Genomic DNA, 25968 nt, shown 5'->3' on the forward strand with positions numbered 1-25968 from the left:
CGGCGTGACGGCCGAGAGCAGGTTCGGTGCCCGGTCCGTCGGCCGATAGGCGCGGCCGTCCGGCCAGGCCGTCTTCCCACCGGCTTCTTCGAGAAACAGCGCCCCCGCGGCGTGATCGTACGGCATGGTCCGCGCAAACAGGCTGATGTCGTTCGTACCAAGGGCGATTCGCGGATATTGCTCGCCCGCACAACGTGGAATGGTCGCGATCTGCAGTTTTCCATCGGCGCGCATTTCGATGTCGCGGCGCTGTTCTTCCTCCATGAAATAGACTCCGATCGCGGCACTCGGCAGGCTGCGCAGGCTCGTCTGCGTCACGATCCGGTCGCCGTTGATATAGGCGCCGCGGTCGCGTGCCGCGTAGCAGGTACGCGATTGGATCGGGTCGAAGATCCAGCCTGCCTGCACCTCGCCACCGTCTATCAACGCAATCATGATCGCAAAGGGCGAGATTCCTTCGCTGAAGTTCTTCGTCCCGTCGAGCGGATCGATCAGCCAGACCATGCCGTCTCCCAGCGTATCGAGCAGCCGTGGATCGTCCGCGGCGCCTTCTTCGCCGACGATGCGAGCTTCCGGCAACAGCTGCGTCAGCCCTTCGGCCAGCACCGCTTCGCTTTCGCGATCGACGATCGTGACGATGTCTCCCGGCGCCTTTTCGGCGATCTGATGATCGGCAAGCTTGCGAAATCGCGGAAGGATGATCTCGCTCGCCACCTTGCGCATCAACATCGCGACCTGCTCGCTCAGGATCGGGCTCATGAACGATAATCGGCGTTGATCGAGATATAGCCGTGCGTCAGATCGCAGGTCCAGACGGTCGCCCGGCCCTCGCCGAGCCCGAGATCGATCTGAATGGCGACCTCTTCGCCCTTCAGGTGCGCGGCGACGGGCGCTTCGTCATAATCGGCAAGCGGCTGACCGTTGCGCGCGGCCCAGATGCCGCCGAAGCCGATCGAGAGCCGGTCGCGATCCGCTGGCTCGCCAGCCTTGCCGACGGCCATCACGACCCGGCCCCAATTGGCGTCCTCACCTGCGATCGCGGTTTTCACGAGCGGCGAGTTGGCGACTGCGAGGCCGATGCGGCGCGCGCTTACATCGTCGACCGCGCCGGATATTTCGACGGAGATGAATTTCGTGGCGCCTTCGCCGTCGCGAACGACAAGTTGCGCCAGTTCGCGGCATAGCTCGCCAAGCGCGGCGGCGAAGGCGTCGGCACCCGGATCGTCAAAGGACGAGAGAGGCGCATTCCCTGCTCGTCCGGTTGCGAATGCCAGGACGGTGTCGCTCGTCGAAGTGTCGGAATCGACAGTAATGCAGGAGAAACTCTCCTCATTCGCCGCCGATAGCATTTGTTGCAGAAAGCCCGGCTCGATCGCCGCATCGGTGAAGATATAGCCGAGCATCGTCGCCATGTCGGGGGCGATCATGCCGGACCCCTTGATAATCGCCGCGAGCGTGACCGTTTTGTCGCCCACGACCGCCTGTGCCGTTGCTCCCTTGGCGAAGGTGTCGGTCGTGCCGATGGTCTGGGCGGCCTCCTCCCACGAACAGGGATCGCTGCCCAGAACGGCCTCGATACCTGCCCTGGCACGACCCTTCGGCAGCGGCACGCCGATGACGCCGGTCGAGGATACGAACACCTGTTCGCGTGGGCATCCGAGATGAGCGGCGACCTGATCCATGATCGCCTCAACGGCCTCGCGGCCGCGATAGCCGGTAAAGGCGTTCGAATTGCCCGCGTTGACGATGAGCGCGCGAGCCCGTCCCTGCACGATGTTTTCACGGCCCAGCTCGACCTCGAACGAGCAGCAGACGTTGCGCGTGAAAACGCCCGCGACGGCGGTTCCCTCGGCCAGTTCGACATAGGTCAGGTCGCATCGATCCCAGTCCTTGTAGTGCGCGCGCGCGATGCGCGGCGTTGCGCCTCCGATTTCGGGCATGTCGGGAAAGGGCCGGGCCAGAGGCGAAGGTTCAAGCTCCATGCGGTGCGATTAGCCCATCGCCCGGCGAGTGCAAGGGACGGCCGGTGCTTCCAGGCCGTACAATTGGCAAGCGCCACGCATGGCGATAAAGTCCGTGCACGGGTCGGCAAGGATTGGGGGAACGACATGATTCTCACATCGACCGCGCTTGCCGCGATCCTGTTCGCACAGCAGCGCATGAGCGATCCGTCGACATGGTGGAGCGCGGACGCCTATCCGGCGGCGGCCGTCGCGGCTGGCGAAAGCGGCAGCGTGACAGTCGTTTTCGACATCGGCCATGACGGCCGGGCGCGCGATTGCGAGGTCGTCATGTCGCCGAGTGATCGCTTGGGCGATGCGACGTGCGACCTGGTCGAGGAACATGCGCGCTATGCGCCGATTGCGCTGGGCGAGGTCCCGGGCGATAGGCCTGGCCGGGGTAGGGGGCGCGGCCGTGGACGGGGCCAGGACCGTCAAGGCCCCGTTTCACAATCTACCGCAATCCTACGTGACCGGATCACCGCCGACTGGACGCTCGACAGCACAAGGCCGGATGTATCCTTCGATACCGATTATGGCGGGGCGATGCCGGTCAATTCGCCGCGCGGCTGGGTCGTTGCCGGCGAATTGCCGCCCGACGAGGTCGACAGAACGTCGCCGGGCCGCGTTGCCGTGGCGTTCCGCATCGGCAGCGACGGCAGGGCTTTCGCGTGCCGTGCCAGCACCCCCAGCGGCAGCAGGACGATCGATCGGCAAATCTGCTCGCAGATCGAGCAAAGGGCGCGGTTTCAGGCACCGGTGGACAGGACCGGCCAGCGCTTCGGCACAGAAGGGCGAACGACGGTGACCTGGTGTTCGACGCAGGGCGATAGCTGTTGATCCGTCGCCCGCGCGATAATTGACTATTCCCATCGCCGCACCTACATCGCGCGCCTAGGATTTTCGGGGCTTTTCGCGCCGCATACGGCAGGGCCGCCCCACCCATATTACGTCAGGAAAGCGCATGTTCGGCGGTGTCGCCAAGGCCATATTCGGATCGAGCAACGACCGGTATCTGAAGAAACTCGACAAGATCGTGGCGCAGGTCAATGCGCTGGAGCCGGACATCCAGGCATTGTCGGATGACGCGCTCAGCGATCAGACCGCGAAACTGAAGGGCCGGCTGACCGAAGGCGAGACGCTCGACGACATTCTGCCCGAAGCCTTTGCGACCGTGCGCGAAGCCGCCGTTCGCACGCTCGGGATGCGCCATTTCGATGTGCAGATCATCGGCGGTATCGTCCTGCATCGCGGCGAGATCGCGGAAATGCGGACCGGCGAGGGCAAGACGCTCGTCGCGACGCTGGCGGTCTATCTGAATGCGCTCGACGAAAAGGGCGTCCACGTCATCACCGTGAACGACTATCTCGCCCGGCGCGACGCGGAATGGATGGGGCAGGTTTACGAATTTCTGGGTCTCGACGTCGGCGTAATCGTGCCGAACCTGCCCGAGGCCGACCGGCGTGCCGCCTATGCCGCCGATATCACCTATGGCACCAACAACGAATTCGGCTTCGATTATCTTCGCGACAATATGAAATATTCGCGCGAGCAGATGGTCCAGCGGCCGTTCAATTTCGCGATCGTCGACGAGGTCGACTCGATCCTGATCGACGAAGCGCGCACGCCGCTCATTATTTCCGGCCCGACCGAGGACAAGTCCGAGCTCTATATCGGCGTCGATGCGGTCGTGAAGCAGTTCGAAGAGGACGATTACGAGCTCGACGAGAAGCAGCGTTCGGTGACGCTGACCGAGGACGGCACCGAAAAGGCCGAACGGATGCTCGAGGCTGCCGGGCTACTCGAGGGTGAGAATCTCTACGATTTCGAGAACACGCAGGTCGTTCACCATCTGCAGCAGGCGCTGCGCGCGAACATCCTGCAGAAGCGCGACAAGGATTATCTCGTCAAGAATGACGAGGTCGTGATCATCGACGAATTTACCGGGCGCATGATGGAGGGCCGCCGCTGGTCCGACGGCCTGCACCAGGCGGTCGAGGCCAAGGAAGGCGTGCCTATCAAGCCGGAGAACCAGACGCTCGCGTCGATCACCTTCCAGAACTATTTCCGCATGTATCCGAAGCTGTCGGGCATGACGGGCACGGCGCTCACCGAAGCGCCCGAATTTTTCGACATCTACAAGATGAACGTGACGACGATCCCGACCAACGTGCCGGTGCAACGGATCGACGAGGTCGATCAGTTCTACAAGAACGAACAGGACAAGTTCGGCGCCATCACAACCGCGATTCGCGAGGCGCGCGACAAGGGGCAGCCTGTGCTTGTCGGCACGGTTTCGATCGAGAAATCGGAGATGCTGTCCGAATTCCTGAAAAAGGAGAAAGTCGCGCACGAGGTTCTGAACGCGCGGCATCACGAACGCGAGGCCGGGATCGTGGCCCAGGCCGGGCGGCTCGGTGCCGTCACCATCGCAACGAACATGGCGGGCCGCGGCACGGACATTCAGCTGGGCGGCAATGTCGACTTTCGCGTCGCGGACGAGTTGGCCGACATGGCCGAAGGGCCCGAGCGCGATGCCGCCGTTCAGAAGATCAAGGACGAGGTCGCATCCGAGCGCGAAAAGGTTCTCGAGGCAGGTGGCCTTTTCGTGCTGGCTACCGAACGGCATGAAAGCCGCCGCATCGACAACCAGTTGCGCGGCCGTTCGGGCCGTCAGGGCGATCCGGGGCTCTCCCGTTTCTACCTCTCGCTCGACGACGATCTGCTCCGCATTTTCGGACCGCAGACCATGTTCGCGAAGATGGTCCGCAGCAATCTCGAAGAGGGCGAGGCGATCGTCAGCCCCTGGGTCGCGAAGGCCATCGAAACGGCTCAGAAAAAGGTCGAAGCGCGCAACTACGACATCCGCAAACAGGTCGTCGAATATGACGACGTCATGAATGATCAGCGGAAGGTGATCTACGAACAGCGCGGCGACATCATGGATGCCGAGGATATCGGTGACGTCGTGATCGACATGCGCGAGGAAACGGTGAACGGGATCGTCGCCGATCATTGTCCGCACGGCACCTTCCCCGAGCAATGGGATATCGAGGGGCTCAAGGAGCGTGTCGACGAGATATTGGGGCAGAATCCTGATCTCGATGCCTGGCTTCAGGAAGAGGAAATCAGCCCCGAAATCATCGAGGAACGACTGCTCGAGCGCGCCAACGCGCAGGTCGCGGAAAAATCGAAGGACATCCCGGAAAAAGACTGGAAATCCATCGAAAAGAGCATTTTGCTGCAAGTTCTTGATGTGCAGTGGAAAGAGCATCTCTCGACGCTCGATTCGCTGCGATCGATCATTCACCTTCGCTCCTACGCGCAGAAAAAGCCGATCGACGAATATAAGCGCGAAGCCTTTGCGATGTTCCAGCGGCTGCTGACGACCGTGCGCGAGGAAGTGACGCGAACGCTCGCCTTTGCACGCTTCCAGCAGACACAGGCCCCGCCGCCGCTGCCCGAACTGCCCGATTTCATCACCACGCATATCGATCCGCTGACCGGCGAGGACGATACGAACGATCTCGATGCCGGGCAGCTCGGTGTGCTGGCCGACACATTGCCGAAGCGCCAATCGATCGGCGCGGCCGAACTGGGCGACAATCCGGAAGATTGGCAGGGTAAGGTCAGCCGGAACGCGCCATGCCCGTGCGGCTCCGGACGCAAGTTCAAGCATTGCCACGGTGCGTTGGGCTGAGGCGTGATCCCGGGGGAAGGCCTTGAGTGAGCAGTCCCCCGAAGACGCCCTGACGCGCGCAAACGACGCGCTGCAACGCGGCGATTTTCTTGCCGCCTATGATGCGGCGATGTCGGCGCGCGGCGAAGGAATCACCGATCGGCGACTCGATTATGCGGCGGTCCTGGCGCTCGCGCGGATGGGTGATGCCGAACTTGCACTCGAACTCTATGAGAAAACCGGGCTGGCCGTTGCCGACGATGTCGACATGCTCTCGCTTGAAGGCCGGCTGAAGAAGGACCTTGCCGAACAGGCGGCCGAAGCAGAACGGCCGCGGCTATTTGCCGAAGCCAGCGAGGCCTATCTCGGTGTCTACACGATCAAGGGCGGCTACTTCCCGGCGATCAACGCGGCGACTACCGCGATGCTGGCGGGCAAGACCGAGCAGGCGCATCGTCTGGCCCGGGAAATCCTGAACGATCCGGAAATTGTCGATCCGATCGGCTATTACGCGACCGCGACCAAGGCCGAGGCCCATCTGCTGCTCGGCGATGCCGACGCGTCGTTCGATACCATGAAGCAGGCGGCGGCTTGTGCCGATGCCGGGGTGGGGCCCAAGGCTTCCACCTGTAACCAGATGATTCTGATTGCCAGCATCCTACCCGACCGCGCCGAAGCCGTGGCGCCGCTGGTTGAGTTGCTGCGCCCCGCGCCGGTTGTCTTTTACACCGGCCATATGTTCGCGGAGGATACAGCGAGCGAAGCGGTCTTGCGCGAGCGTATCGATGCAGAACTCGACGATATCGAGCCGTCCGCCGGCTATGGCGCGCTCGCTTGCGGCTCGGATATCCTTGTGGCCGAAGCATTGATCGAGCGGGGCTGCGAGCTTCACGTCGTGCTGCCTTTCGACCAAGGCGATTTCGTCGCGCAATCGGTCGAGCCGGGCGGGCCAGGCTGGGTCAAGCGCTTCACCTACTGTCTCGACGCGGCACATACGGTGAGCTTCGCGACCGACATGACCTTTATCGGCGATCCGCAGCTGTTCACCTATGGTTCGAGCGTGGCCATGGGGCTGGCCCTTATGCGCGCACGGCACTTGCACACCCATGCAATCCAGCTTGCGATCCTCGAGAGCGAAGACGGTATCAAGCCGGCCGGGACCGCGAAGGATGTGGCGCTCTGGAGAGAACTCGACAACGAGACCCGCCTCATCGATCCGGGCGCGATTGATCGCAATTTCAAGCGGCCGCCGTCCATCGCCATGCCGAAGGGCGTGAGCCGCGTTGCCCATTCCATGATATTCGCCGATTTCGAAGGCTTCTCGAAACTCGACGAGCCCGTGCTCCCGGTCTTCGTATCGGAAATCCTGGGGACGATCGGCACCGTGCTCGATCGCCATGACCACAATGTCCTGTATCGCAACAGCTGGGGCGATGCGCTTTACGCCGTGGTCAGCGATCCTGTCGATGCCGCCGAAATTGTGCTCGAACTTCAGGCTGCGCTGAGCGACATTCCGCAACAGCTGAGCGATTGCGCGGGCGAATGCGGGATGCGGATCAGCGTGCATCACGGCCCGATCTATACGGCGCATGACGGGGTGATGGGGCGGATGTCCTTCTTCGGCACCGAAGTGACGCGGACGGCGCGGATCGAGCCGGTCACGCCCAAGGGGGAAGTCTACACGACCGAAGCCTTCGCCGCGATGCTGGCGCTGCAGAATGAGCGGCGCTACGGCACCCACTATGTCGGGCGGATCGATCTGGCGAAGAACTACGGCCAGCTCGCGATGTACAAGCTGAGCCGACAGGGCGATTGAATCGCGCTCAGGCGCCTAGATCTATTGGGATTTTCAAGGAGAAGATGGCTCCCCGGGTCTGATTCGAACAGACGACCGAGCGGTTAACAGCCGCTTGCTCTACCACTGAGCTACCGGGGAACGCCGCCTTGCGGAAGCGGGCCTATAGCAACGGCTTTACCGCCCCGCAAGCGCCTCAGACCATGAATTGTTCCATCGCGATCCGCTCGTCGAGGGCGTGCTCCGGATCGAACATCAGCGTCAGGGTGAGCGAGGTATCGAGACACACTTCGACCGTCGCAACGTCGCGCACTTCGCGCTGGTCGGCCACCGCACTGACCGGCCTTTTGACCGGTTCCAGCACGCGAAAACCGATGCGGGTCTGATCGGGCAGAATCGCACCGCCCCACCGCCTAGGCCGGAACGGACTGATCGGTGTCAGCGCAAGCATTTGCGAATCGAGCGGCAGGATCGGCCCATTTGCCGACAGATTATAGGCCGTCGATCCCGCGGGTGTGGCAACGAGGACGCCGTCGCAAAACAGTTCCTCGATAACGACATTGCCGCCCGCCGACACTTCGAGCTTTGCCGTCTGCCGCGTTTCGCGCAGCAGCGAGACTTCGTTGATCGCAGGGCTCGAAATAACCTCGCCCTCGACGGTCGTTGCATCCATGCGGATCGGCGTCACGTCGAAGCTCTTCGCCCGGTTCAGCCGCTCGCGTAGCCCGTCCGGGCGCCATTCGTTCATGAGGAAGCCGACAGTGCCGCGGTTCATGCCGAACACCGGGCAGATCCGGTTGACCTCGAGCATGTGATGCAGCGTCTGCAGCATGAAGCCGTCGCCGCCAAGCGCGATGACGCGATCGGCTTCCTCCAACGGCACGAAACTGTATTTTTCGCGCAGCTCCGCCTCGGCCTCCTGCGCGGCTTCTGCCGGCGAGGCCAGCAGCGCGTAATTCTCGTCGGCAATCATCCGCCCGTGACACTCATATGGCGTTCGACAGCAGGCTCGCCCGCACCGGGAGCGATCCTGAAATCATGGGCTTCGGGCTTCTGGAACATCGCCTTGTTCAGAAGGACGCTCGCGGCATCGACACCGCCCTCCCGCAGCGCGGATTTGAGGTCGAGATGATCGTCATGGCCAAGGCACATATAGATCCTGCCGGTCGCGGTCAGCCGGACACGATTGCAGCCTGCACAGAAATTGTTCGTGAGCGGCGTGATCATGCCGAGCTTCAATCCGAGTTCGGCGACCTGCCAATAGCGGGCCGGACCGCCGGTGCGCTCGGCCATGGGAAGAAGCGTGAAATCGCGCTCCAGTCTTTCGCGCACGCCGTCCAGGGGAAGGTAGCGGTCGGTCCGATCCTCGTCGATATGCCCGAGCGGCATGGTTTCGATCAATGTGAGGTCATGGCCCTGTTCCGCGCACCATCGCATCATCGGAACGATCTCGTCGTCGTTCAAGCCCTTGAGCGCGACCATGTTGATCTTGATCGCCAGTCCGGCGCGCTTTCCCGCTTCGATACCGCGCAGGGTCCGGTCGATATCGCCCCATCGGGTAATGTAGCGGAAGCAATCGGGATCGCGCGTATCCAGACTGACATTGATCCGCTCTATCCCCGCATCTTTCAGTTCGCGGGCGGAATCGGCGAGGCGGGTGGCATTGGTCGTCATCGTCAATTCGTCGAGGCCATCGTCCAGGCGCCGGCCCAGTCTCTTGGCGAGATCGGGAACGCCGGAGCGCACCAATGGCTCGCCCCCGGTCAGACGGATCTTGCGAACGCCCCGGGCGATGAAGAGATCGCAAAGCGCCTCGATCTCCTCGAAGCTCAGCACGTCGCGGCGCGGCACGAACTGCATCTTCTCCGCCATGCAATAGCGGCAGCGCAGATCGCAGCGATCGGTAACCGAAAGACGCAGATATTCGATCCGGCGGCCGAACCGGTCCGCCAGCAAGCGATCTCCGGCATGTGCGTTCATCGTCATGACGCTTCGGTAGAGGTGCGTCCGGTGCGCGGCAAGCCTGTGCACGCGCCGATTGGCGGGGCGGTGCGCGCTGGTTAAGAGGATCGCTTCATTGGGAAGACGAGAGCATGTCGGCCGAAACCGAAGATCAACATCGCCGCCCGCCGCTGTTCCTCGTCTCGTTTCGCCAGCGCGACGAACTCGCTTTGCTGGTCGAACGGGCAGGCTGGGCCGCTGTCTCCGCGCGCCGGATCGAGAAACTCGAACACCGATTTCTGCTGTCCGAAGCCCGCATCGCGCTGGTCGATGCACGGGGTGCTTTCGACGAGGGGATCGAAGCGCTACGAATTCTCTCCCAACCGGCAGAGGCCAATCTGGCCGCGCTTCTGGTCCTCGTCTCGCGCACCGATGCGGATCGGATCGGCGAATGCATGTCCGTCGGCGCGACGCATTTTCTCGCCAGTCCGTTCGGCGATGCTGAACTGGTTCAGGCGTTGCGCTTCGCCGATCGCTATGTGACGCGGCTCAGCGGTCATGGGCGGGAGCGCATCGGCAGCCATCGGCCGAAACAGCTTGGATGGACGCTCGGACCGGATGATCGCGTAACACTGTCCGCCGATTTGGCTGAAATGCTCCAGCCCAGTGGCGACACCCTTTCGCTAAGGGAATTCCTGGAATTGATCGGCGATGAGGACGATGCCGGCCAGGCGGCTGTTGCCAAGATGCGCCGCGGGGCTGAACTGGCTGTGTTCGCACACGCATTGCCGGAAAATAAGCGCGAACGTCTCATCCATACATTGACGGCTGACGGGGACGACATCGTCGCACGGATCGAGCGGCCGGATCGCCCGTTCGTCGCACGGGATCGCGTCCGCCGGGACGGTCTGACGGGACTGGCGGATTCCCACGGCGCGCTGGATTGGCTCGGCTCGGAAGCAGCCGGTGAGAACAGTGCCGCCTTGATCGTCATGGCCATCGAACGGTTCGAGCTCATCAACAAGGGCTTCGGGGAGCGCGCCGGCGACACGGTATTACGCACCATAGCGCGGCGGATAGAGAGGTTTGTCGGCGAAACAGGCCGCCGGAACCGGCTCATCGCCCGCATTGCCGGGGCCGAGTTCGCGATCGGCCTCGCGTCTTCCTCGAAACTGGACGAGGCGGCGGCGGTAGCGCGCGAATTGGTCGGCGTCCTTGAGAAACCCATCATCGTCGACGAACAGACCATCCGCGTGCGCGTGCGTGCAGGCGTCAGCCGGGCGGATGCGGCGATCGGGAACGCGGCGGCGATTCTGCGGCGTGCCCATACAGCGCTGGCCGAAGCCCGCGAAGCCGAAAACGGTGCAATCTATGTCATGGACGACGATGCCGTCGATCGCGCGTCGGACAGCACACGGCTGGAGGCCGATCTGTTGCCGGCGATGGAGGGCGACGAGATCGAAATCCTCTTCCAGCCTCAGGTCTCGGTCACGACCGGAGCGATCATCGGCGTCGAGGCGCTGTCGCGCTGGCGGCATCCGGTTTTCGGCGAAATGGGCGCGATGGCCCTGTTCGCCGCGGCCGACCGCGCGGATCGTGTGACCGATCTTTCGCGGCATGTGCTTGCAAAGGCTTTGGAACAGGCATCGAAATGGCCGGAGGAACTCGATGGCCTGCGGATCGCAGTCAACATTACCGCGGATGACATGGCGCAACCCGATTTTCTAACGGCGATCGAATCGCTGGTAGGAAAAGGCCGGATCACGCCGGACCGAATGACGCTGGAAATCACCGAAGGCGAATTGATTCGCGATCTTTCGGGCGCAGCGGCCGAGCTGGCCGAACTGCGCCAAGCCGGGTTCCGGATCGCGATCGACGATTTCGGCACGGGCTATTCGAGCCTCGCCTATCTCAAATCCCTCCCTCTCGACTATCTCAAGATCGATAGTGCACTGAGCCGCGACATCATGGGGGAGCGCCGGGACCGCATCGTTGTGCGCGGGATCATCGAAATGGCATTGTCGCTGGGTATGACGGTGATCGCGGAAGGCGTCGAATCCGAAGAGCAACTGGCCGCGCTCGCGCGAGAGGGATGTACGATCTATCAGGGTTTTCTGTGCGCGCCGCCCTTGCCATCGGATCGCCTGGCCGAGCTGATTGCAGCGCAGCCACACCGGCGCAAATAGCTTCGACCCTATAATCCCATTGCCGCAAATTGGCGGCGACGGGGATCGCTTCGGGACGGAATCTCGAGGCGGAGTGCGCGGTTACCGAAGTCGATGGATACGCGATCAAAGGCGCGCAACGCGTTCATGCCCAAGAGCATTGCCGGACGGTCGTCCAGTTCCAGTTGGTGGAAAAGTTCGGAATCGGCGAAGGCGATCGGCAATGCGTTGAGAACAACGCGCCCGATCCGAACGCGCTCGGCTATCGTATATTCCACGTCCATCGAAGTCCCGGTCACCGCTGTAACGTTTACGCGCTGATCCGCTTCCATCCTGCCGCGACGAACCAGGCGGTCGCGCAAGGCATAGTTGCCGATTGAGAAACTCGACCCGGTGTCGACGATGGCGGTGATGTTCGTGCCATCGATCTGCACATCGGCGAGAACAAGACGACCGAGACGCGTTCGGGCGCGAACGATGATGATATTCTGGCCGGAGGGATTCCGGTCACGAAAGCGCGAGGGCGTCAGCGTCATTTCGCGACGATCGAAATCGAGCACGACCTGATGGTCTTCCAGCGCATCGATCCCCAGCATGCCCGCAGCGCCGATATTGCGCCTCTCGAGCGCGGGCGCCTGAACGCCCTCCATTGTACGTTCGCCAAAGCCCATTTCGGGAATCAGAACCGTCGGCACACGCTGCACGTCCAGGACGGTCGAAAGGACGACATCGTCGCTCGCGTCCAGAAAAAGCATTTCGGCCAGCTCGCGCGATATGACCGTCCGCTCCGACCCGGTATCGATGATGAAGCGATAAGCGCCGATACCGCCGATACTGACGGGTACGGTCATGCGATCGTCATGCAATCGATCATAGTCGAGCGAATGGGATTCAGACTGATCCTGCGCGGCTTCGTCCCGCGCCTGCTCCGGCACGCCGCCCGACATGGTGAGCGACGCAATCGTTCCGATGATCCATCCGATGTCCATTGTGCCTCTCCAGCAATGGTGCCCGGGAGTTTACATCATTCGGCCTTTTGCGGGAGAATTTTCGACCAAGGTCAGCCTGCGGCCTTCGAAAGGCCTTTGGAAAGCTGCAAAATGCCGTTCAACCGCGCCTGTGGATCGCCCCAGTTTCGCGTGATGACCAGCTTGTGATCTGGCCGCAGGCGCGCGGTTTTTCCTATTCGCTCGACATAGGCGATCAGACCGGCGGGATCGGGAACGCGATCCTGGAAGAATGTCACGAGCGCACCGCGCGGGCCGGCATCGATCTTCGCCACATTCGCTTTTTTGGCGTTGAGTTTCGCCTCGATCACGCGAAGCAGGTTCTCGGTCGGCAGCGGCAACTTGCCGAACCGGTCGATCAGCTCGGCGGCGAACGCCTCGACCTCCTGACGATCCTCAAGGCCATTCATGCGGCGGTAAAGAGCCATGCGGAGGTCGAGATCGGGGACATAGTCTTCGGGGATCAGGATCGGCGCATCGACCGAAATCTGCGGCGACAGGTCGCGACTGCTTGCCTCAATCCCCGCATCCCCCGCCTTGGCGGCGACGATCGCGTCCTCGAGCATGGACTGATAGAGCTCGAAACCGACCTCCTTGATATGGCCCGACTGTTCATCGCCGAGCAGATTGCCGGCGCCGCGCTGATCGAGATCGTGGCTCGCGAGCTGAAAGCCCGCGCCCAGTGTTTCGAGATCGGAGAGGACGGACAGGCGCTTCTGCGCCGCCTCAGTCACCACGCGGTTGGCCGGCGTCGTCATATAGGCATAGGCGCGTTCCTTGGAGCGCCCGACGCGTCCGCGCAACTGGTAGAGCTGGGCGAGACCGAACATGTCGGCGCGGTGGATGATCAGCGTGTTGGCCGACGGAATATCGAGTCCGCTCTCGACGATCGTCGTTGACAGCAGCACATCGTATTTTCTGTCGTAAAAGGCGCTCATCCGCTCTTCGACCTGCGTCGGCGGCATCTGGCCATGGGCGATGACGAAGCTGATCTCGGGAACGTGTTCACGCAGGAACTCCTCGATCTCGGGCAGGTCGGCAATGCGCGGCGCGACGAAGAAGCTCTGGCCGCCGCGATAATGTTCGCGCAGCAGCGCCTCGCGCAGCACGACCGGGTCCCAGGGCATGACGTAGGTGCGCACCGCGAGCCGGTCGATCGGCGGCGTCTGGATGACGGAGAGTTCGCGCAGTCCGCTCATCGCCATTTGCAGCGTGCGCGGGATCGGCGTGGCGGTCAGCGTCAGCACATGCACGTCCGCCTTGAGCGCCTTGAGACGCTCCTTGTGGGTGACGCCGAAATGCTGCTCCTCGTCGACAATCACGAGGCCGAGCCGCTTGAAGTCGACCGACTTGGCAAGGATCGCATGTGTGCCGATGACGATATCGACATTGCCGCTGGCGAGTCCTTCGCGCGTCGCCTTGGCCTCGGCGGCAGGTACGAGGCGCGACAGGCGGCCGATCTCGACCGGGAAGCCCGCGAAGCGCTCGGTGACATTGGTGTACTGCTGGCGCGCGAGCAGGGTGGTCGGACACACGATGGCGACCTGCATCCCGCTCATCGCCGCGACATAGGCGGCACGCAACGCGACCTCGGTCTTGCCGAAGCCCACATCGCCGCACACCAACCGGTCCATCGGCTTGCCCTTGCCGAGATCGGCAACGACATCGCCGATCGCGCGTTCCTGATCGTCGGTTTCGGCATAGGGGAAGCGGTCGACGAACTGGGCGTAGTCGGAGTCGGGGAGTGCGCTCTCGGCTTCGCGCAGCGCACGCTTGGCGGCGGTGGCGATGAGTTCGCCCGCAATCTCGTGGATGCGATCCTTCATCTTCGCCTTGCGCCGTTGCCAGCCTTCGCCGCCCAGCCTGTCGAGCGACACCATACCTTCCGACGCGCCATAGCGTGACAGCACATCGAGATTTTCGACAGGAACGTAGAGCTTGTCGCCGCCCGCATATTCGAGCGCGACGCAATCGTGCGGTGCATCGCCGACGGGAATTGAAATCAGTCCCTCATAGCGGCCGATACCGTGCTCGGTGTGAACGACGAAATCGCCGGGCGAGAGCGTCGCCAGTTCGTTGAGGAAGGCGTCGGCATCCTTTTTTCGGCGCGTCCGGCGCCGCAGGCGATCGCCGAGCATGTCCTGTTCGGTGAGGACGGCGATGTCCCCGGCGGTGAAACCGTGATCGAGTGGAACGATGGCGTGGCTGAGATCGTGCGATTGCGCGTCGGACCAGCTGTCGGCGCTGTGCTCCACCTGCAGGCCGTGCTCGGCCATCAGTCCCGAAAAGCGGTTGCGCGCGCCTTCGGAATAGCTGCCCAGGACGACCTTCTTGCCCGATTGGCGGAGTTCGGCGACGTGATCGGCAATGGCGCGATAGACATTGGCGTCGCCCTTGCGCTCGGGCGCGAAGTCTCGCGCCGCCTGAGCGCCGAAATCGACGACGTGGTCGTTGTCAGGCTCGCGAAAGGGGCTGGCGATGTGGAGAGGGCGCCGTTCGATCCGCGTCGCCCAGTCATCGGCCGGGAGGTAGAGCGTTTCGGGATCGATCGGGCGATAACTTCCAGGATCGCCGCCAAGCGCCGCCTTGCGATTGCCGAAATAGTCCTCGATCGCGCCGAACCGCGCTTCCGCAGCCGCGGGCGTGCCATGGTCGCGCACGGTGACGGCGTCGTCGCCGAGATGATCGAACAGCGTGTCGAGCCGTTCCTCGAACAAAGGCAGCCAGTGTTCCATGCCTGCCAAGCGGCGGCCTTCGCTGATCGCCTGATAAAGCGGGTCGCCGGTTGCCGTGGCGCCGAACAACTCGCGATAGCCGGTCCGGAAACGGCGGATCGTGTCTTCCTCGAGTAGCGCTTCGGACGCCGGGAGCAGATCGAATCGCTCGACATTGCCGGTCGTGCGCTGATCGGTCGGATCGAACCGCCGCACTGTTTCGATCTCGTCACCGAAGAAATCGAGGCGGAGACCTTCTTCTTCGCCCGAAGGGAAAAGGTCGATGATGCTGCCTCGCACCGCAAATTCGCCCGCATCGGCGACGGTGTTGGTGCGGACATAGCCCTGACCCTGCAGCAGCATGATCAGCTTGTCGAATTCGATCCGTTCGCCGGGCGCAAGCGTGGCGGCGAGTTGGCGCAGCCTGAAGGGCGTAAGCGTGCGCTGGGTTGCGGCATTGACCGTGGTGACCAGCAGTTGCGGCCGTTCCGGCTCCGTGCCGAGGGCATGGAGCGCGGCGAGCCGTTCGGCCATGATGCGTAGGCTGGGGCTGGCGCGGTCATAGGGGAGGCAGTCCCAGGCCGGAAAGGCAACGATATCGATGTCGGGCGCGAACCAGCGCGCGGCATCGGCGAGCGCACGCATCGCATTGTCATCGGACGCGACATAGACTGCGCGCGCACCTCTTCCGGCAGCCAGCCGGGCGAGGTCGCTCATCAACAGCGGCAGGAAGCCCTGCGGCGCGCTCGCCAGCGTCATCGGCGCGGCGGCGGAAAGAAGAGGGGAGAGATCGGTCACAATGCCCTCCCCCTAGATGGGGGAGGGTTGGGTGGGGGTGACATCTCCGCAAGCGCCATCGCCCGAAGGTGCCTCACCCCACCCCAACCCCTCCCCATCAAGGGGAGGGGCTTTCCATCGCTGGACCAGCTTAAACGCGTCACTTCGACACCGGCACGAAATCCAGCCGCTGCATCCGCTCCATCATGTCGCCAGCAAATCTATCGGGCACCGGCTCGGTCTGCATCGCCCAGGCCATGATGTGCACATCGTCGAGATCGAGCAGCGATTCGAACCAGGCGATCTCTTCCTCGCTCCATCCGGCGGCATAATGGTCGTAATAGCCACCGATCAGCAGGTCGGCTTCCTTGGTGCCGCGGTGCCAGGCGCGGAACTTCAATCGTTTCAATCGGGTCTCGCGATCCATGCCGGCTCCACAACAAAAGGCCGGCAGGCGCTTTGAGGCCTGTCGGCGAACGGCTATCCATGTAGCCATGCGGCCCGACATTCTCAATCCGCTCTTCGCCGAGGTGCAGACGCTGAAAGGCGTGGGCAGCAAGCTTGCCAAGCCTTTGGCGCGGCTGAAGATCGAAACGGTGGGCGACCTGCTGTTCCACCTGCCGACCGGCTGGATCGACCGCAAACGCGTCGAAACGCTCGATATGGAGGATGCGGGCGGAACGATCGCGACAGTGGTGACGCCGGTCGATTATCGTCAGTCAGGCCCGCGCAGCCCCATGAAGGTGCACGCGACCGACAAGGACGGCAACTATGTCAGCCTCGTCTATTTCAACAATCCGGGCTGGGCGAAAAAGCAACTGCCGCTGGGTGAGCCCAAGGCCGTGTCGGGGCGGCTCGATCTTTACGGGCAGGAATTGCAGATCGTCCATCCCGAGATCGTCCTGCCGCCAGAGGAGCTGGACACGATCCCGAAGCGCGAGCCGGTCTATCCGCTCGCCGAGGGACTGACGAACAACCGGCTGCGGCAGCTGATCGAACAGGCCGAGGAGCGGGTGCCCGACCTCTCCGAATGGATCGAACCGAGCGTTCTCACGCGGGAAGGCTGGCCGGCATGGAAGGCGGCGCTCGAGACGGTCCACCGCGAACCGGCGAACGAGGCCGTGCAGCGACGGCTTGCCTATGATGAAATCTTCGCCAACCAGCTGGCGCTGAGCCTCGTGCGCGCGGCCTCTCGGCGGCGGCGCGGCACGCCGCTGATCGGCGACGGGCGGCTGCGCGACAGTCTCGACCTTCCCTATACGCCGACCGGCGCGCAGCGGCGTTCGGTTCAGGAAGTGTCAGACGACATGGCACAGGATCGGCCGATGCTGCGGCTCCTTCAGGGCGATGTCGGCGCGGGCAAGACGCTGGTCGCAGTGATGGCGTTGCTGATCGCGGTCGAAGCAGGGGCGCAGGGAGCGCTTCTTGCGCCGACCGAGATCCTCGCGCGCCAGCATTATGAAAGCGTGCGCGAAATGCTGCGGGGCTTGCCGGTCGAGGTCGCAATTCTCACGGGCCGCGACAAGGGCAAGGCGCGCGAAGCGACGCTGATGGGGCTCGCCGACGGGTCGATCGACATCCTGATCGGTACGCACGCCATCTTTCAGGAGGCGGTGAAATACCGCAATCTTGGCCTGGCCGTGATTGACGAACAGCATCGCTTCGGTGTCGCCCAGCGGATGATGCTCGCGGAAAAGGCAGAACGGCCGCCGCATCTTCTGGTGATGACCGCAACGCCGATTCCGCGCACGCTGACGCTCACCCATTATGGCGAGATGGACGTGTCGCGGCTCGACGAGATGCCGCCGGGGCGCCAGCCGATCGAAACGCGGGTGATGAATGCGAACCGGCTCGACGAGATCGTCGACGCGCTCGGTCGCCATGTCTCGGGCGGGGGGCAGGCCTATTGGGTCTGTCCGCTGGTCGAGGAAAGCGAGAAGGTCGACCAGGCGGCGGCCGAGGATCGGGCGAAGGTGCTTCAGGCGCGCTTCGGCCAGGAGCGGGTCGGTCTCGTCCATGGCCGGTTGAAGGGCGAGGAGAAGGACGCCATCATGGCACGTTTCCAGTCGGGCGAGCTGGCGGTCCTTGTAGCGACGACGGTGATCGAGGTTGGCGTCGATGTTCCCAATGCGACTTTGATGATCGTCGAGGGGGCCGATCGGTTCGGACTGGCGCAGCTCCATCAGCTGCGGGGCAGGGTCGGTCGCGGCGATCAGCGGTCGGTGTGCCTTTTGTTGCGCGGAGATGCGCTGAGCGAGACGGCAAGGGCCCGGCTCGCTTTGCTCCGCGAAACCAATGACGGCTTCCGGATTGCGGAGGAGGATCTCCGGCTACGCGGCGCCGGCGAAATCCTTGGCACGCGGCAATCGGGTGACGTCGGCTTCCGGATCGCGACGCCCGAACAGGTCGCCGATCTCGCGCCGATGGCAACGGACGATGCACGGCTGCTGATCGAGCGCGAAGGGGGGCTCGAAAGCGAACGCGGACAGGCTGCCCGCACCGCCCTTTATCTGTTCAAGCGCGATGCGGCGGTGCCTCTCCTGCGATCCGGCTAATCTGCGGCGCGCTAACCGTTGGCCCGGCGCGGCGCGGCGTCGAGCAATTCGCGATAGCCGCGCACGTCGAAAGGCCGGATGAACTCGGCGCCGATCCGATCGCTGAGCGACCAGACGATGCGGGCGTTCACTTCGCCGATCATTGGCAGTTGCAGGCGGACCAGCGTGCCTTCGCGATAACCTACGGGAGAGATCGCCATGAAGCCGAAAGGCGAGAGATTGCCGATCAGGACTTCATGCGCTTCTTCATTCGGCTCGTGCAGTTCCGCCTTGATCGAAACGGCATCGCGTTCGGCACGACGCTTTTCGACGTCGAAAATGTGCTGGGCGAGGGGCTGTGCTCCCATGGCGAAAACTCCAATATGCGACTCTTGGAGCATCATCATGCACAACCACACTTAAGCGGTTGGAAAACGGCGGCGTTAACACCGTATTGAGCATGGCCGTTCACGCCGTTCCGGCCCGGAATTTCGCGGCGGAGAGCGGTTTTACGCCGAAACGATTACACCATGTTTTTTCTTGCCTGCGGAAAGGCGAACGGGCTCATTTCCCGCAGAAACCGTAGCGTTTTCATCTCCGACCTTCTCGCCGTCTATGCGCGCGCCGCCGCCGCGGATCAGCCGCCGTGCTTCGCCCTTTGAAGCCACGAGCCCGAGTTCGACCATCGCGTCCAGCACGCCGATTTCGCCTGCCACCGCAAGCGTCGGCAGGTCATCGCCTGTTCCGCCCTGTTCGAAGGTTTCGCGCGCCGTGGCCTCCGCATCGCGCGCGGCCTGTTCGCCGCGGCACATGGCGGTGACTTCGTTCGCCAGACGCACCTTGGCGTCATTGATTTCGGCGCCCTCGAGCGCTTCGAGCCGGCGCACCTCGTCCAGTGGCATATCGGTAAACAGCCGCAGAAAGCGGCCAACATCGCGATCGTCGGTGTTTCGCCAATATTGCCAGAAGTCATAGGCGGGCAGTTGCTCCTCGTTGAGCCACACGGCGCCCGAGACCGACTTGCCCATCTTCTTCCCGTCCGCCGTCGTGATCAGCGGCGCGGTGACGCCGTAAAGCTCTGCGCCGTCGATCCGGCGGGCAAGCTCGATGCCGTTGACGATATTGCCCCATTGATCGCTGCCGCCGAGCTGCAGCTTGCAGCCGTAATCGCGCGAAAGTTTCAGAAAGTCGTAGGCCTGCAGGATCATGTAATTGAATTCGAGGAAGGTCAGCGGCTGTTCGCGGTCGAGGCGGAGCTTGACCGAATCGAAGGTCAGCATCCGGTTGATCGTGAAATGCTTCCCGACATCGCGGAGGAGATCGATATAGCTGAGCTCCGACAGCCACTCGTCATTGTTGATGAGAATGGCCCCGGTCTTGCTGTCGTTGAAGCGAAGAATGCGGGCAAAGCTGTCGTGAATCGAGGCGATATTGGCTTTGAGCACCTCGTCGGTCAGTAGCTTGCGGACATCGTCCTTGCCCGAGGGATCACCCACCTTTGCCGTGCCGCCACCCATGATGACGATCGGCCGATGGCCGGCCTGCTGAACGCGGCGGAGAAGCATGATCGAGGCAAGGTTGCCGACATGGAGCGAGGGCGCCGTCGGATCGAAGCCGACATAACCCGTAATCGTCTCCTTTGTGGCCAATGCGTCCAGCGCCCCGGCGTCCGTAAGCTGGTGGATGTGGCCGCGTTCCTCCAGGAGGCGCAGGAGATCGGATTGGAAATCGCTCATGATGCGCGGGCGGTTAGCATGGGGAAACCTGCATCGCTACCATTACCGATCGCCCTGAGCTTGTCGAAGGGCCGTCCTATCTTCTAGGTCGAAACAGTAAGTGCAACCCTTCGACAAGCTCAGGGTAATCGGGTTCTATGCGGTTTAATCTCTCACCCCATCCCACGACGCCCAGCGAAATCGTGAAGGGTATCGAAGTTCAGCACGAATGGAAGGAGCGCGACACGCTCTGGCTGCGCTATGTCGTCGATTGCCCGGTCGACAACCTGACTCTGCCCGATCCCGCAAATCGCGAACGGTGCGACAATCTCTGGCAAGCGACCTGTTTCGAACTGTTCCTGCGCGAACCCGGGGCTGTGCCCTATGACGAGTATAACTTTTCACCATCGAGCCAATGGGCGGCATACGCGTTCAACGATTTCCGCGAAGGCGCCCGCGATCTGAATCTCCCTGAACCGCCGCAGATCGAGCTTGACGCCGGGGACAGTTTCTTTGCGCTTGAAGTCGATCTGACGTTGCCGCCCGATCGCATATATCAGATCATTCGCGCCGCGATCTCGGCGATTATTGTCGATACGGACGGCAACAAAACCTATTGGGGCTACCATCATCCGCCTGGCGATCCCGAATTCCATCATGCCGATTGCTTTGCTGCCGAATTGACGCCACCGGGTGCCGCATGAAATTCGGTATCGATCATCTTCTCGCCGACCCTGAGCTGCGTAAGCCGCTGGAGGGTCGACGCGTTGCCTTGCTGGCCCATCCGGCCTCGGTGACGGAAGACCTGACCCACAGCCTCGACGCGCTGATCGCGGCGGGCGTCAACGTCACCGCCGCCTTCGGCCCGCAGCACGGGATCAAGGGCGACAAGCAGGACAATATGGTCGAGACCGAGGATGCGACCGATCCGGTCTATGGCATCCCGGTGTTCAGCCTTTACGGCGAGGTGCGGCGGCCGACCGGCCAGTCTATGCATACCTTCGATACCGTGCTGATCGACCTGCAGGACCTGGGTTGCCGAATCTACACCTTCATCACGACGCTGCTTTATATGGTCGAAGCCGCCGCCGGGAGCGGCAAGGCGGTTTGGGTGCTCGACCGGCCCAATCCGGCGGGCCGGCCTGTCGAAGGGCTGACGCTACGCCAAGGCTGGGAAAGTTTCGTTGGCGCCGGACCGATGCCGATGCGGCACGGGATGACGATGGGCGAACTCGGTTACTGGTTTGTCGACCATTTCAACCTTGACGTCGATTATCGGGTGATCGAGATGGAAGGCTGGCGCCCCGATGATTCGTCCGGTTTCGGTTGGCCGCTCGACGAGCGCATCTGGATCAATCCGAGCCCCAACGCCGCGAACCTCAACATGGCGCGCGCCTATGCCGGGACGGTGATGCTCGAAGGCGCGACGCTGAGCGAGGGCCGGGGAACGACGCGGCCGCTCGAAATCTTCGGCGCCCCCGGTATCAATGCCCGCGCCGTGCTGGCGAAGATGGAGCGCCTCGCGCCGGACTGGCTCGCAGGCTGCACCTTGCGCGAAATCTGGTTCCAACCGACCTTTCACAAACATGTCGGCGAACTGTGCCATGGCGTCCATATCCATGCCGAAGGGGCGGGATACGATCACAAGGCGTTCAAGCCGTGGCGGCTCCAGGCACTGGCTTTCAAGGCGATCCGAAAACTGTATCCGGACTATTCGATTTGGCGCGGCACCGATTTCAAATACGAATATACCAATGACATGCTAGCGATCGACGTTATCAATGGCGGACCCGCGCTGCGCGAATGGGTGGACGATGCGGGAGCCGAACCGGGCGATCTGGATGCCATGGCGCACGCCGACGAAGAGGCATGGCGCGTTGAGCGAGCGCCGCACCTCCTCTACTGACCGCGCCATGACCGAGAGCATCGCCGATCTCGCCGACCGCGCCATGGCGCATCTCAACGCCGGGCGTTTCGCGGAGGCGGCGACAGAATTGGAAGCGCTGCTTTCGCAAAAGCCGGATCTGCCTGACATGTGGTACAATCTCGGCTACGCGCAACGCCGGCTGCACCGGTTTGAAGAAGCGCTCGCCTCCTATGCGCAGGCGCTCGATCGCGGCGTCGCCGACCCGCAGGAGGTGCATCTCAATCGGGCGGTGGTTCTGACCGGCGATCTCTCTCGCCCCGACGAAGCAAAGGAGGAGCTGGGAAAGGCGCTGGCTATCGCTCCGCGCTATTTCCCGGCGCTGCTCAACCTTGGCGGGCTGCACGAAGATCGCGGTGATCGCGAAGCGGCGCGGGAGGCATATGCCAAGGCGCTGGAAATAGAGCCGGGCGATGCATTGGTGCTGACGCGGTTGGCGGTGCTTTCGGATATCGAGAGCGCCGATGACACATTGGTCAAAAGGATCGAGGCGCGGATCGGCGCCCCCTCAAGCACCGCCGACGACCGCGCCGATCTGGGTTTCGCACTCGGTCAGATTCTCGACCGGTTGGGCGACTACGACGCCGCCTTCGCCGCCTACCGCGCCGCCAACCAGGCAAGTGCGCAGGTGAAAACGGTCAACAGCTTCGCCTATAATCGCGCCGCCGAGAGCGCCCATACCGATCGCCTTATCGCCGCCTTCGATACGCCGGATACGCCGGATACGCCGGGAGGCGAGGAGAAGCCGCTCTTTATCTGCGGCATGTACCGTTCGGGCTCGACGCTTGCCGAGCAGATCCTGTCGCGACACAGCCGGGTAACCATGGGAGGCGAACTCGATCTCGTACCCACAGAATTGATCGCGGCGTTCGATCGCTATCCCGAGGATGCCGCGACAGCTGGCCGGCCGAAACTTGCCGAACTGCGCGCCGCCTATCTCGCAGAACTCGAAAAGCGATTTCCCGGAAGCGATATCGTCACCGACAAACGCCCTGCCAATTTCCGGCATATCGGTCTCATCAAACACGTCTTCCCCGGCGCGAAAATCGTCGATACGCTGCGCGATCCGATCGACAACGGCCTGTCGATCTACTTCGCCCACCTCGGTGCCAGCGCGCCCTATGCGCGGGACCTGGATGACATCGTCCATTTCTACCGCGAATACCGGCGGCTGATGGCGCATTGGCAGAGCCTCTGGCCCGACGACATTCTCGGGCTCGATTACGACGCGCTCGTTTCCGATCCCGAGCCGCATATCCGCCGCCTCCTCGACTTCGCCGGCCTCGATTTCGAGGAAGCGTGTCTCGAGCCGCACAAGGGCGAGGGAACGGTGCGAACGCTCAGCGCCTGGCAGGTGCGCCAGCCGCTCTACAAGAAATCATCGGGGCGCTGGCGCAACTATGAGAGCCATATCGCCCCCCTTATCGAGGCGTTCGACAAGCCGAACTAACCCTGCTTCCGCGTCAGCTCCCGCATCGCATCGTCCAGGCCACCTAGCGTCAGCGGGTACATGCGGTCGTTCATCAATTCGCGGATCACCTTTGTGCTCTGCGAATAGCCCCATTGCTGTTCGGGAACCGGGTTGAGCCACGCGGCGGCGGGGTAGGTGTTGGTCAGCCGCTGCATCCACACCGCGCCCGCTTCCTCGTTGAAATGTTCGACCGAGCCGCCGGGATGGGTGATCTCGTACGGGCTCATCGATGCATCGCCGACGAAGATCAGCTTATAGTCGTGGCCGAATTTGTGGAGCACGTCCCAGGTGGGCGTCCGCTCTGAAAACCGCCGCCGATTATCCTTCCACAGGCCCTCATAGGGACAGTTGTGGAAGTAGAAGAATTCCAGATTCTTGAACTCGCTCGATGCCGCCGAAAACAGTTCCTCGCAGACCTTCACATGCGGATCCATCGACCCGCCGATGTCGAGACACAGCAGCACCTTGATCGCATTGCGGCGTTCGGCGCGCATATGGATGTCGAGCCAGCCCTTCTTCGCCGTGCCGTCGATCGTCGACTTGATGTCGAGCTCGTCCTGCGCCCCGTCGCGCGCGAATTTGCGCAGCCGGCGCAGCGCGACCTTGATGTTGCGCGTGCCCAGCTCCTTGGTCGAATCGAGATTGCGGAATTCGCGCTTCTCCCAGACCTTCACGGCTTTCTTGTGCTTGCTCTCGCCGCCGATGCGAACGCCTTCGGGGTTATAGCCCGAATGGCCGTAGGGCGAGGTGCCGCCAGTGCCGATCCACTTGTTGCCGCCCTCGTGTCGCTCCTTCTGCTCCTCGAGCCGCTTCTTGAGCGTGTCCATGATCTCGTCCCAGGACCCGAGCTTCTCGATCTCGGCCATTTCCTCCTCGGTGAGATATTTCTCGGCGACGGCGCGCAGCCATTCCTCGGGAATTTCGGCCTCTTCGGTGCCATAGCTCGTCTCGATGCCCTTGAAGACCTTGGCGAACACCTGGTCGAACCGGTCGAGCAGCCCCTCATCCTTCACGAAGGTCGCGCGGGCGAGATAATAGAAATCCTGCGGGCTGCGCTCGATCACGTCCTTGTCGAGCGCGTCGAGCAGCGTGAGATGTTCCTTCATGCTGGCCTGAATGCCCGCCTCGCGGAGTTCGTCGACGAAGGAAAAGAACATTGGCTATCCCATATTTTTGCGCCGCCAGCCGGTCAGGTTGACAGTCGCTTGACAGTCGCTTGACACCCTACGGGGTTAGAAGCTCCGGCCTTGCTTTCCGTTAGCGTGAACTATGACAGATGCGGCGCTGGTAGGAAAGTATGGACATACGGCGACATATCGAGAGGATATACCTGCGATTGCAAGAATCCGGGGCGGTCTGGACGCTGCGCTACGGCGCTGTGTTGTTGATTTGGCGGGGGGCGCTTTGCTCGGTTCGATTGCCCGACCAGACCAGCACGAAGCTGATGATCATCAGCAGATACCAGCTGCCGAGCTTGGCGAGACCCACCATCTGCCAGCCCGCCGATTGGTCGGGATAGGTCCAGGCGCGCGCGAAGGTGCCGAGATTCTCAGCGAACCAGATGAACAGCGCCACGAGCAGCCAACCGACGAGCAGCGGCATCCAGCGCGGCGTCTTCCATGGCGTGAACCAGATGCGCGTGTGCCAGAAGAGGAGGGCGGTGGCGGCGAAGAGCGCCCAGCGGATATCGGGCAGCCAGTGATGCGCGAAAAAATTGACGTAGATCGCCGCCGCGAGAACGCCGGCGGCCCAAAGCGGCGGGGCGCCGGTCAGGTGCATGTCGAAAATCCGCCAGATGCGTGCGATGTAGGAACCGACGGCGGCATACATGAACCCTGATAAGAGCGGCACATCGCCAATTCTGATCAGGCTCGGTTCGGGATAGATCCAGCTGCCATTCGCCGTCTTGAACAGCTCCATGATCGTACCGACGATGTGAAAGACAAGGATGACCTTGGCCTCGGCCCATGTTTCGAGGCAAAGAACGAGCATCGCGACTTGGATAGAAAGTGCAGCCAGCGTCAGGAAATCGTATCGGGCGAGGGCGGCATCATCTGGATAGAAAACGTGCGTGCCCACCAGAAGCGCCAGCATCAGCCCGCCGAACAGGCAGGCCCAGGCCTGTTTGAAACCGAAGAGCAGAAATTCGTACAGCGTGCGCTGCCACGGATGGCGAAATTCGAGACGTTCCAAATTTGCGCGAATTTGCGCGAAACGGGTTGGCGCGCTGCTCAAGCTCGGGAACT

The 25968-nt window shown here is 62.7% G+C and carries 19 protein-coding genes and 1 tRNA gene; 8 read left to right on the plus strand and 12 right to left on the minus strand.

From position 1 onward, the window contains the following. The coding region (locus tag Q0139_RS02120) for an inositol monophosphatase family protein (RefSeq protein WP_298016604.1) at positions 1-759 on the minus strand (759 nt) is incomplete at its 3' end. Then, the gene (gene argJ / locus Q0139_RS02125) at positions 756-1982 is read right to left on the minus strand and encodes a bifunctional glutamate N-acetyltransferase/amino-acid acetyltransferase ArgJ (protein WP_298016606.1); all 1227 of its coding nucleotides are present in this window, start codon (positions 1980-1982) and stop codon (positions 756-758) included. The genes argJ and Q0139_RS02120, both read right to left, overlap by 4 nt. Before the next feature lie 126 nt (positions 1983-2108). Between argJ and Q0139_RS02130 the strand changes: the two genes are divergently transcribed. The 3 genes from Q0139_RS02130 to Q0139_RS02140 all read left to right on the plus strand — a co-directional run bounded on the left by Q0139_RS02130 (position 2109) and on the right by Q0139_RS02140 (position 7495). Beyond that, positions 2109-2840: a TonB family protein gene (locus Q0139_RS02130; protein WP_298016609.1), complete on the plus strand. Its 732-nt coding sequence runs from the start codon at positions 2109-2111 to the stop codon at positions 2838-2840. A gap of 124 nt (positions 2841-2964) precedes the next feature. Then, complete coding sequence (gene secA / locus Q0139_RS02135; protein ID WP_298016612.1) at positions 2965-5700, plus strand: preprotein translocase subunit SecA; 2736 nt, start codon at positions 2965-2967, stop codon at positions 5698-5700. 22 nt (positions 5701-5722) lie between these two features. Then, positions 5723-7495: an adenylate/guanylate cyclase domain-containing protein gene (locus Q0139_RS02140; RefSeq protein ID WP_298016615.1), complete on the plus strand. Its 1773-nt coding sequence runs from the start codon at positions 5723-5725 to the stop codon at positions 7493-7495. A 45-nt stretch (positions 7496-7540) separates the two neighbouring features. Here Q0139_RS02140 and Q0139_RS02145 read toward each other — a convergent pair. From Q0139_RS02145 to moaA, 3 genes are all read right to left on the minus strand, one after another. Beyond that, positions 7541-7615 (minus strand) — tRNA-Asn (locus Q0139_RS02145). Between the two features lie 55 nt (positions 7616-7670). Beyond that, positions 7671-8447, minus strand: coding sequence for an NAD kinase (locus Q0139_RS02150; protein ID WP_298016618.1), 777 nt, complete (start codon positions 8445-8447; stop codon positions 7671-7673). Next, entirely contained in the window at positions 8444-9454 is a 1011-nt protein-coding gene (moaA, locus tag Q0139_RS02155; RefSeq protein WP_298016760.1) for a GTP 3',8-cyclase MoaA, read from the minus strand. The genes Q0139_RS02150 and moaA overlap by 4 nt, the downstream gene beginning before the upstream one ends. A 113-nt stretch (positions 9455-9567) precedes the next feature. Here moaA and Q0139_RS02160 point away from each other — a divergent pair, with 113 nt between their 5' ends. After that, positions 9568-11601 carry a bifunctional diguanylate cyclase/phosphodiesterase gene (locus tag Q0139_RS02160; RefSeq protein WP_298016621.1) on the plus strand — a complete coding sequence of 678 codons (2034 nt, stop codon included), beginning with the start codon at positions 9568-9570 and terminating at the stop codon, positions 11599-11601. Positions 11602-11609: 8 nt separating this feature from the next. Here Q0139_RS02160 and Q0139_RS02165 read toward each other — a convergent pair whose 3' ends face one another. The 3 genes from Q0139_RS02165 to Q0139_RS02175 all read right to left on the minus strand — a co-directional run bounded on the left by Q0139_RS02165 (position 11610) and on the right by Q0139_RS02175 (position 16505). Further along, a complete protein-coding gene (locus Q0139_RS02165; protein ID WP_298016624.1) occupies positions 11610-12569 on the minus strand; it encodes a retroviral-like aspartic protease family protein in 960 nt (319 codons plus the stop codon). Positions 12570-12640: 71 nt separating this feature from the next. Continuing rightward, on the minus strand, positions 12641-16099 hold the full coding sequence (mfd, locus tag Q0139_RS02170) for a transcription-repair coupling factor (protein WP_298016627.1): 3459 nt from the start codon (positions 16097-16099) through the stop codon (positions 12641-12643). Positions 16100-16238: 139 nt separating this feature from the next. Beyond that, entirely contained in the window at positions 16239-16505 is a 267-nt protein-coding gene (locus Q0139_RS02175) for a succinate dehydrogenase assembly factor 2 (protein ID WP_298016630.1), read from the minus strand. 67 nt (positions 16506-16572) lie between these two features. Between Q0139_RS02175 and recG the strand changes: the two genes are divergently transcribed. Beyond that, positions 16573-18633, plus strand: a complete 2061-nt coding sequence (gene recG / locus Q0139_RS02180; protein WP_298016633.1) for an ATP-dependent DNA helicase RecG — start codon at positions 16573-16575, stop codon at positions 18631-18633. 11 nt (positions 18634-18644) lie between these two features. Here recG and Q0139_RS02185 read toward each other — a convergent pair whose 3' ends face one another. Together Q0139_RS02185 and tyrS are read right to left on the minus strand one after the other, a co-directional pair. After that, on the minus strand, positions 18645-18980 hold the full coding sequence (locus tag Q0139_RS02185) for a PilZ domain-containing protein (RefSeq protein ID WP_298016636.1): 336 nt from the start codon (positions 18978-18980) through the stop codon (positions 18645-18647). A gap of 141 nt (positions 18981-19121) precedes the next feature. Next, positions 19122-20348 carry a tyrosine--tRNA ligase gene (gene tyrS / locus Q0139_RS02190; protein ID WP_298016639.1) on the minus strand — a complete coding sequence of 409 codons (1227 nt, stop codon included), beginning with the start codon at positions 20346-20348 and terminating at the stop codon, positions 19122-19124. Between the two features lie 182 nt (positions 20349-20530). Between tyrS and Q0139_RS02195 the strand changes: the two genes are divergently transcribed. Genes Q0139_RS02195 through Q0139_RS02205 form a run of 3 tightly spaced genes read left to right on the plus strand, consistent with a single transcriptional unit; the run spans position 20531 to position 23701 of the window. After that, entirely contained in the window at positions 20531-21031 is a 501-nt protein-coding gene (locus Q0139_RS02195; RefSeq protein WP_298016642.1) for a hypothetical protein, read from the plus strand. Beyond that, positions 21028-22233, plus strand: coding sequence for a DUF1343 domain-containing protein (locus tag Q0139_RS02200; protein WP_298016644.1), 1206 nt, complete (start codon positions 21028-21030; stop codon positions 22231-22233). The genes Q0139_RS02195 and Q0139_RS02200 overlap by 4 nt, the downstream gene beginning before the upstream one ends. Then, a complete protein-coding gene (locus Q0139_RS02205; protein ID WP_367180715.1) occupies positions 22169-23701 on the plus strand; it encodes a sulfotransferase in 1533 nt (510 codons plus the stop codon). Before Q0139_RS02200 ends, Q0139_RS02205 begins: the two co-directional genes overlap by 65 nt. On the opposite strand, the gene Q0139_RS02210 is transcribed toward Q0139_RS02205, so the two are convergent. Both Q0139_RS02210 and Q0139_RS02215 read right to left on the minus strand, forming a co-directional pair. Beyond that, positions 23698-24879, minus strand: coding sequence for a VWA domain-containing protein (locus tag Q0139_RS02210; protein ID WP_298016648.1), 1182 nt, complete (start codon positions 24877-24879; stop codon positions 23698-23700). The two genes, Q0139_RS02205 and Q0139_RS02210, sit on opposite strands and share 4 nt — an antisense overlap. Before the next feature lie 211 nt (positions 24880-25090). Next, positions 25091-25915: a DUF817 domain-containing protein gene (locus tag Q0139_RS02215; RefSeq protein ID WP_350141296.1), complete on the minus strand. Its 825-nt coding sequence runs from the start codon at positions 25913-25915 to the stop codon at positions 25091-25093. Positions 25916-25968 lie beyond the last annotated feature (53 nt).

Origin of the sequence: uncultured Parasphingopyxis sp. (assembly GCF_937129435.1) — a bacterium.
Lineage (GTDB): Bacteria > Pseudomonadota > Alphaproteobacteria > Sphingomonadales > Sphingomonadaceae > Parasphingopyxis.

What these genes read in the sequence shown, in the direction of transcription:
- argJ (WP_298016606.1), bottom strand. Translation starts at nt 1,982, where the DNA reads ATGGAGCTTGAACCTTCGCCTCTGGCCCGGCCCTTTCCCGACATGCCC.
- Q0139_RS02130 (WP_298016609.1), top strand. Translation starts at nt 2,109, where the DNA reads ATGATTCTCACATCGACCGCGCTTGCCGCGATCCTGTTCGCACAGCAG.
- secA (WP_298016612.1), top strand. Translation starts at nt 2,965, where the DNA reads ATGTTCGGCGGTGTCGCCAAGGCCATATTCGGATCGAGCAACGACCGG.
- Q0139_RS02150 (WP_298016618.1), bottom strand. Translation starts at nt 8,447, where the DNA reads ATGATTGCCGACGAGAATTACGCGCTGCTGGCCTCGCCGGCAGAAGCC.
- moaA (WP_298016760.1), bottom strand. Translation starts at nt 9,454, where the DNA reads ATGAACGCACATGCCGGAGATCGCTTGCTGGCGGACCGGTTCGGCCGC.
- Q0139_RS02160 (WP_298016621.1), top strand. Translation starts at nt 9,568, where the DNA reads ATGTCGGCCGAAACCGAAGATCAACATCGCCGCCCGCCGCTGTTCCTC.
- Q0139_RS02165 (WP_298016624.1), bottom strand. Translation starts at nt 12,569, where the DNA reads ATGGACATCGGATGGATCATCGGAACGATTGCGTCGCTCACCATGTCG.
- Q0139_RS02175 (WP_298016630.1), bottom strand. Translation starts at nt 16,505, where the DNA reads ATGGATCGCGAGACCCGATTGAAACGATTGAAGTTCCGCGCCTGGCAC.
- recG (WP_298016633.1), top strand. Translation starts at nt 16,573, where the DNA reads ATGCGGCCCGACATTCTCAATCCGCTCTTCGCCGAGGTGCAGACGCTG.
- Q0139_RS02185 (WP_298016636.1), bottom strand. Translation starts at nt 18,980, where the DNA reads ATGGGAGCACAGCCCCTCGCCCAGCACATTTTCGACGTCGAAAAGCGT.
- tyrS (WP_298016639.1), bottom strand. Translation starts at nt 20,348, where the DNA reads ATGAGCGATTTCCAATCCGATCTCCTGCGCCTCCTGGAGGAACGCGGC.
- Q0139_RS02200 (WP_298016644.1), top strand. Translation starts at nt 21,028, where the DNA reads ATGAAATTCGGTATCGATCATCTTCTCGCCGACCCTGAGCTGCGTAAG.
- Q0139_RS02205 (WP_367180715.1), top strand. Translation starts at nt 22,169, where the DNA reads ATGCCATGGCGCACGCCGACGAAGAGGCATGGCGCGTTGAGCGAGCGC.
- Q0139_RS02210 (WP_298016648.1), bottom strand. Translation starts at nt 24,879, where the DNA reads ATGTTCTTTTCCTTCGTCGACGAACTCCGCGAGGCGGGCATTCAGGCC.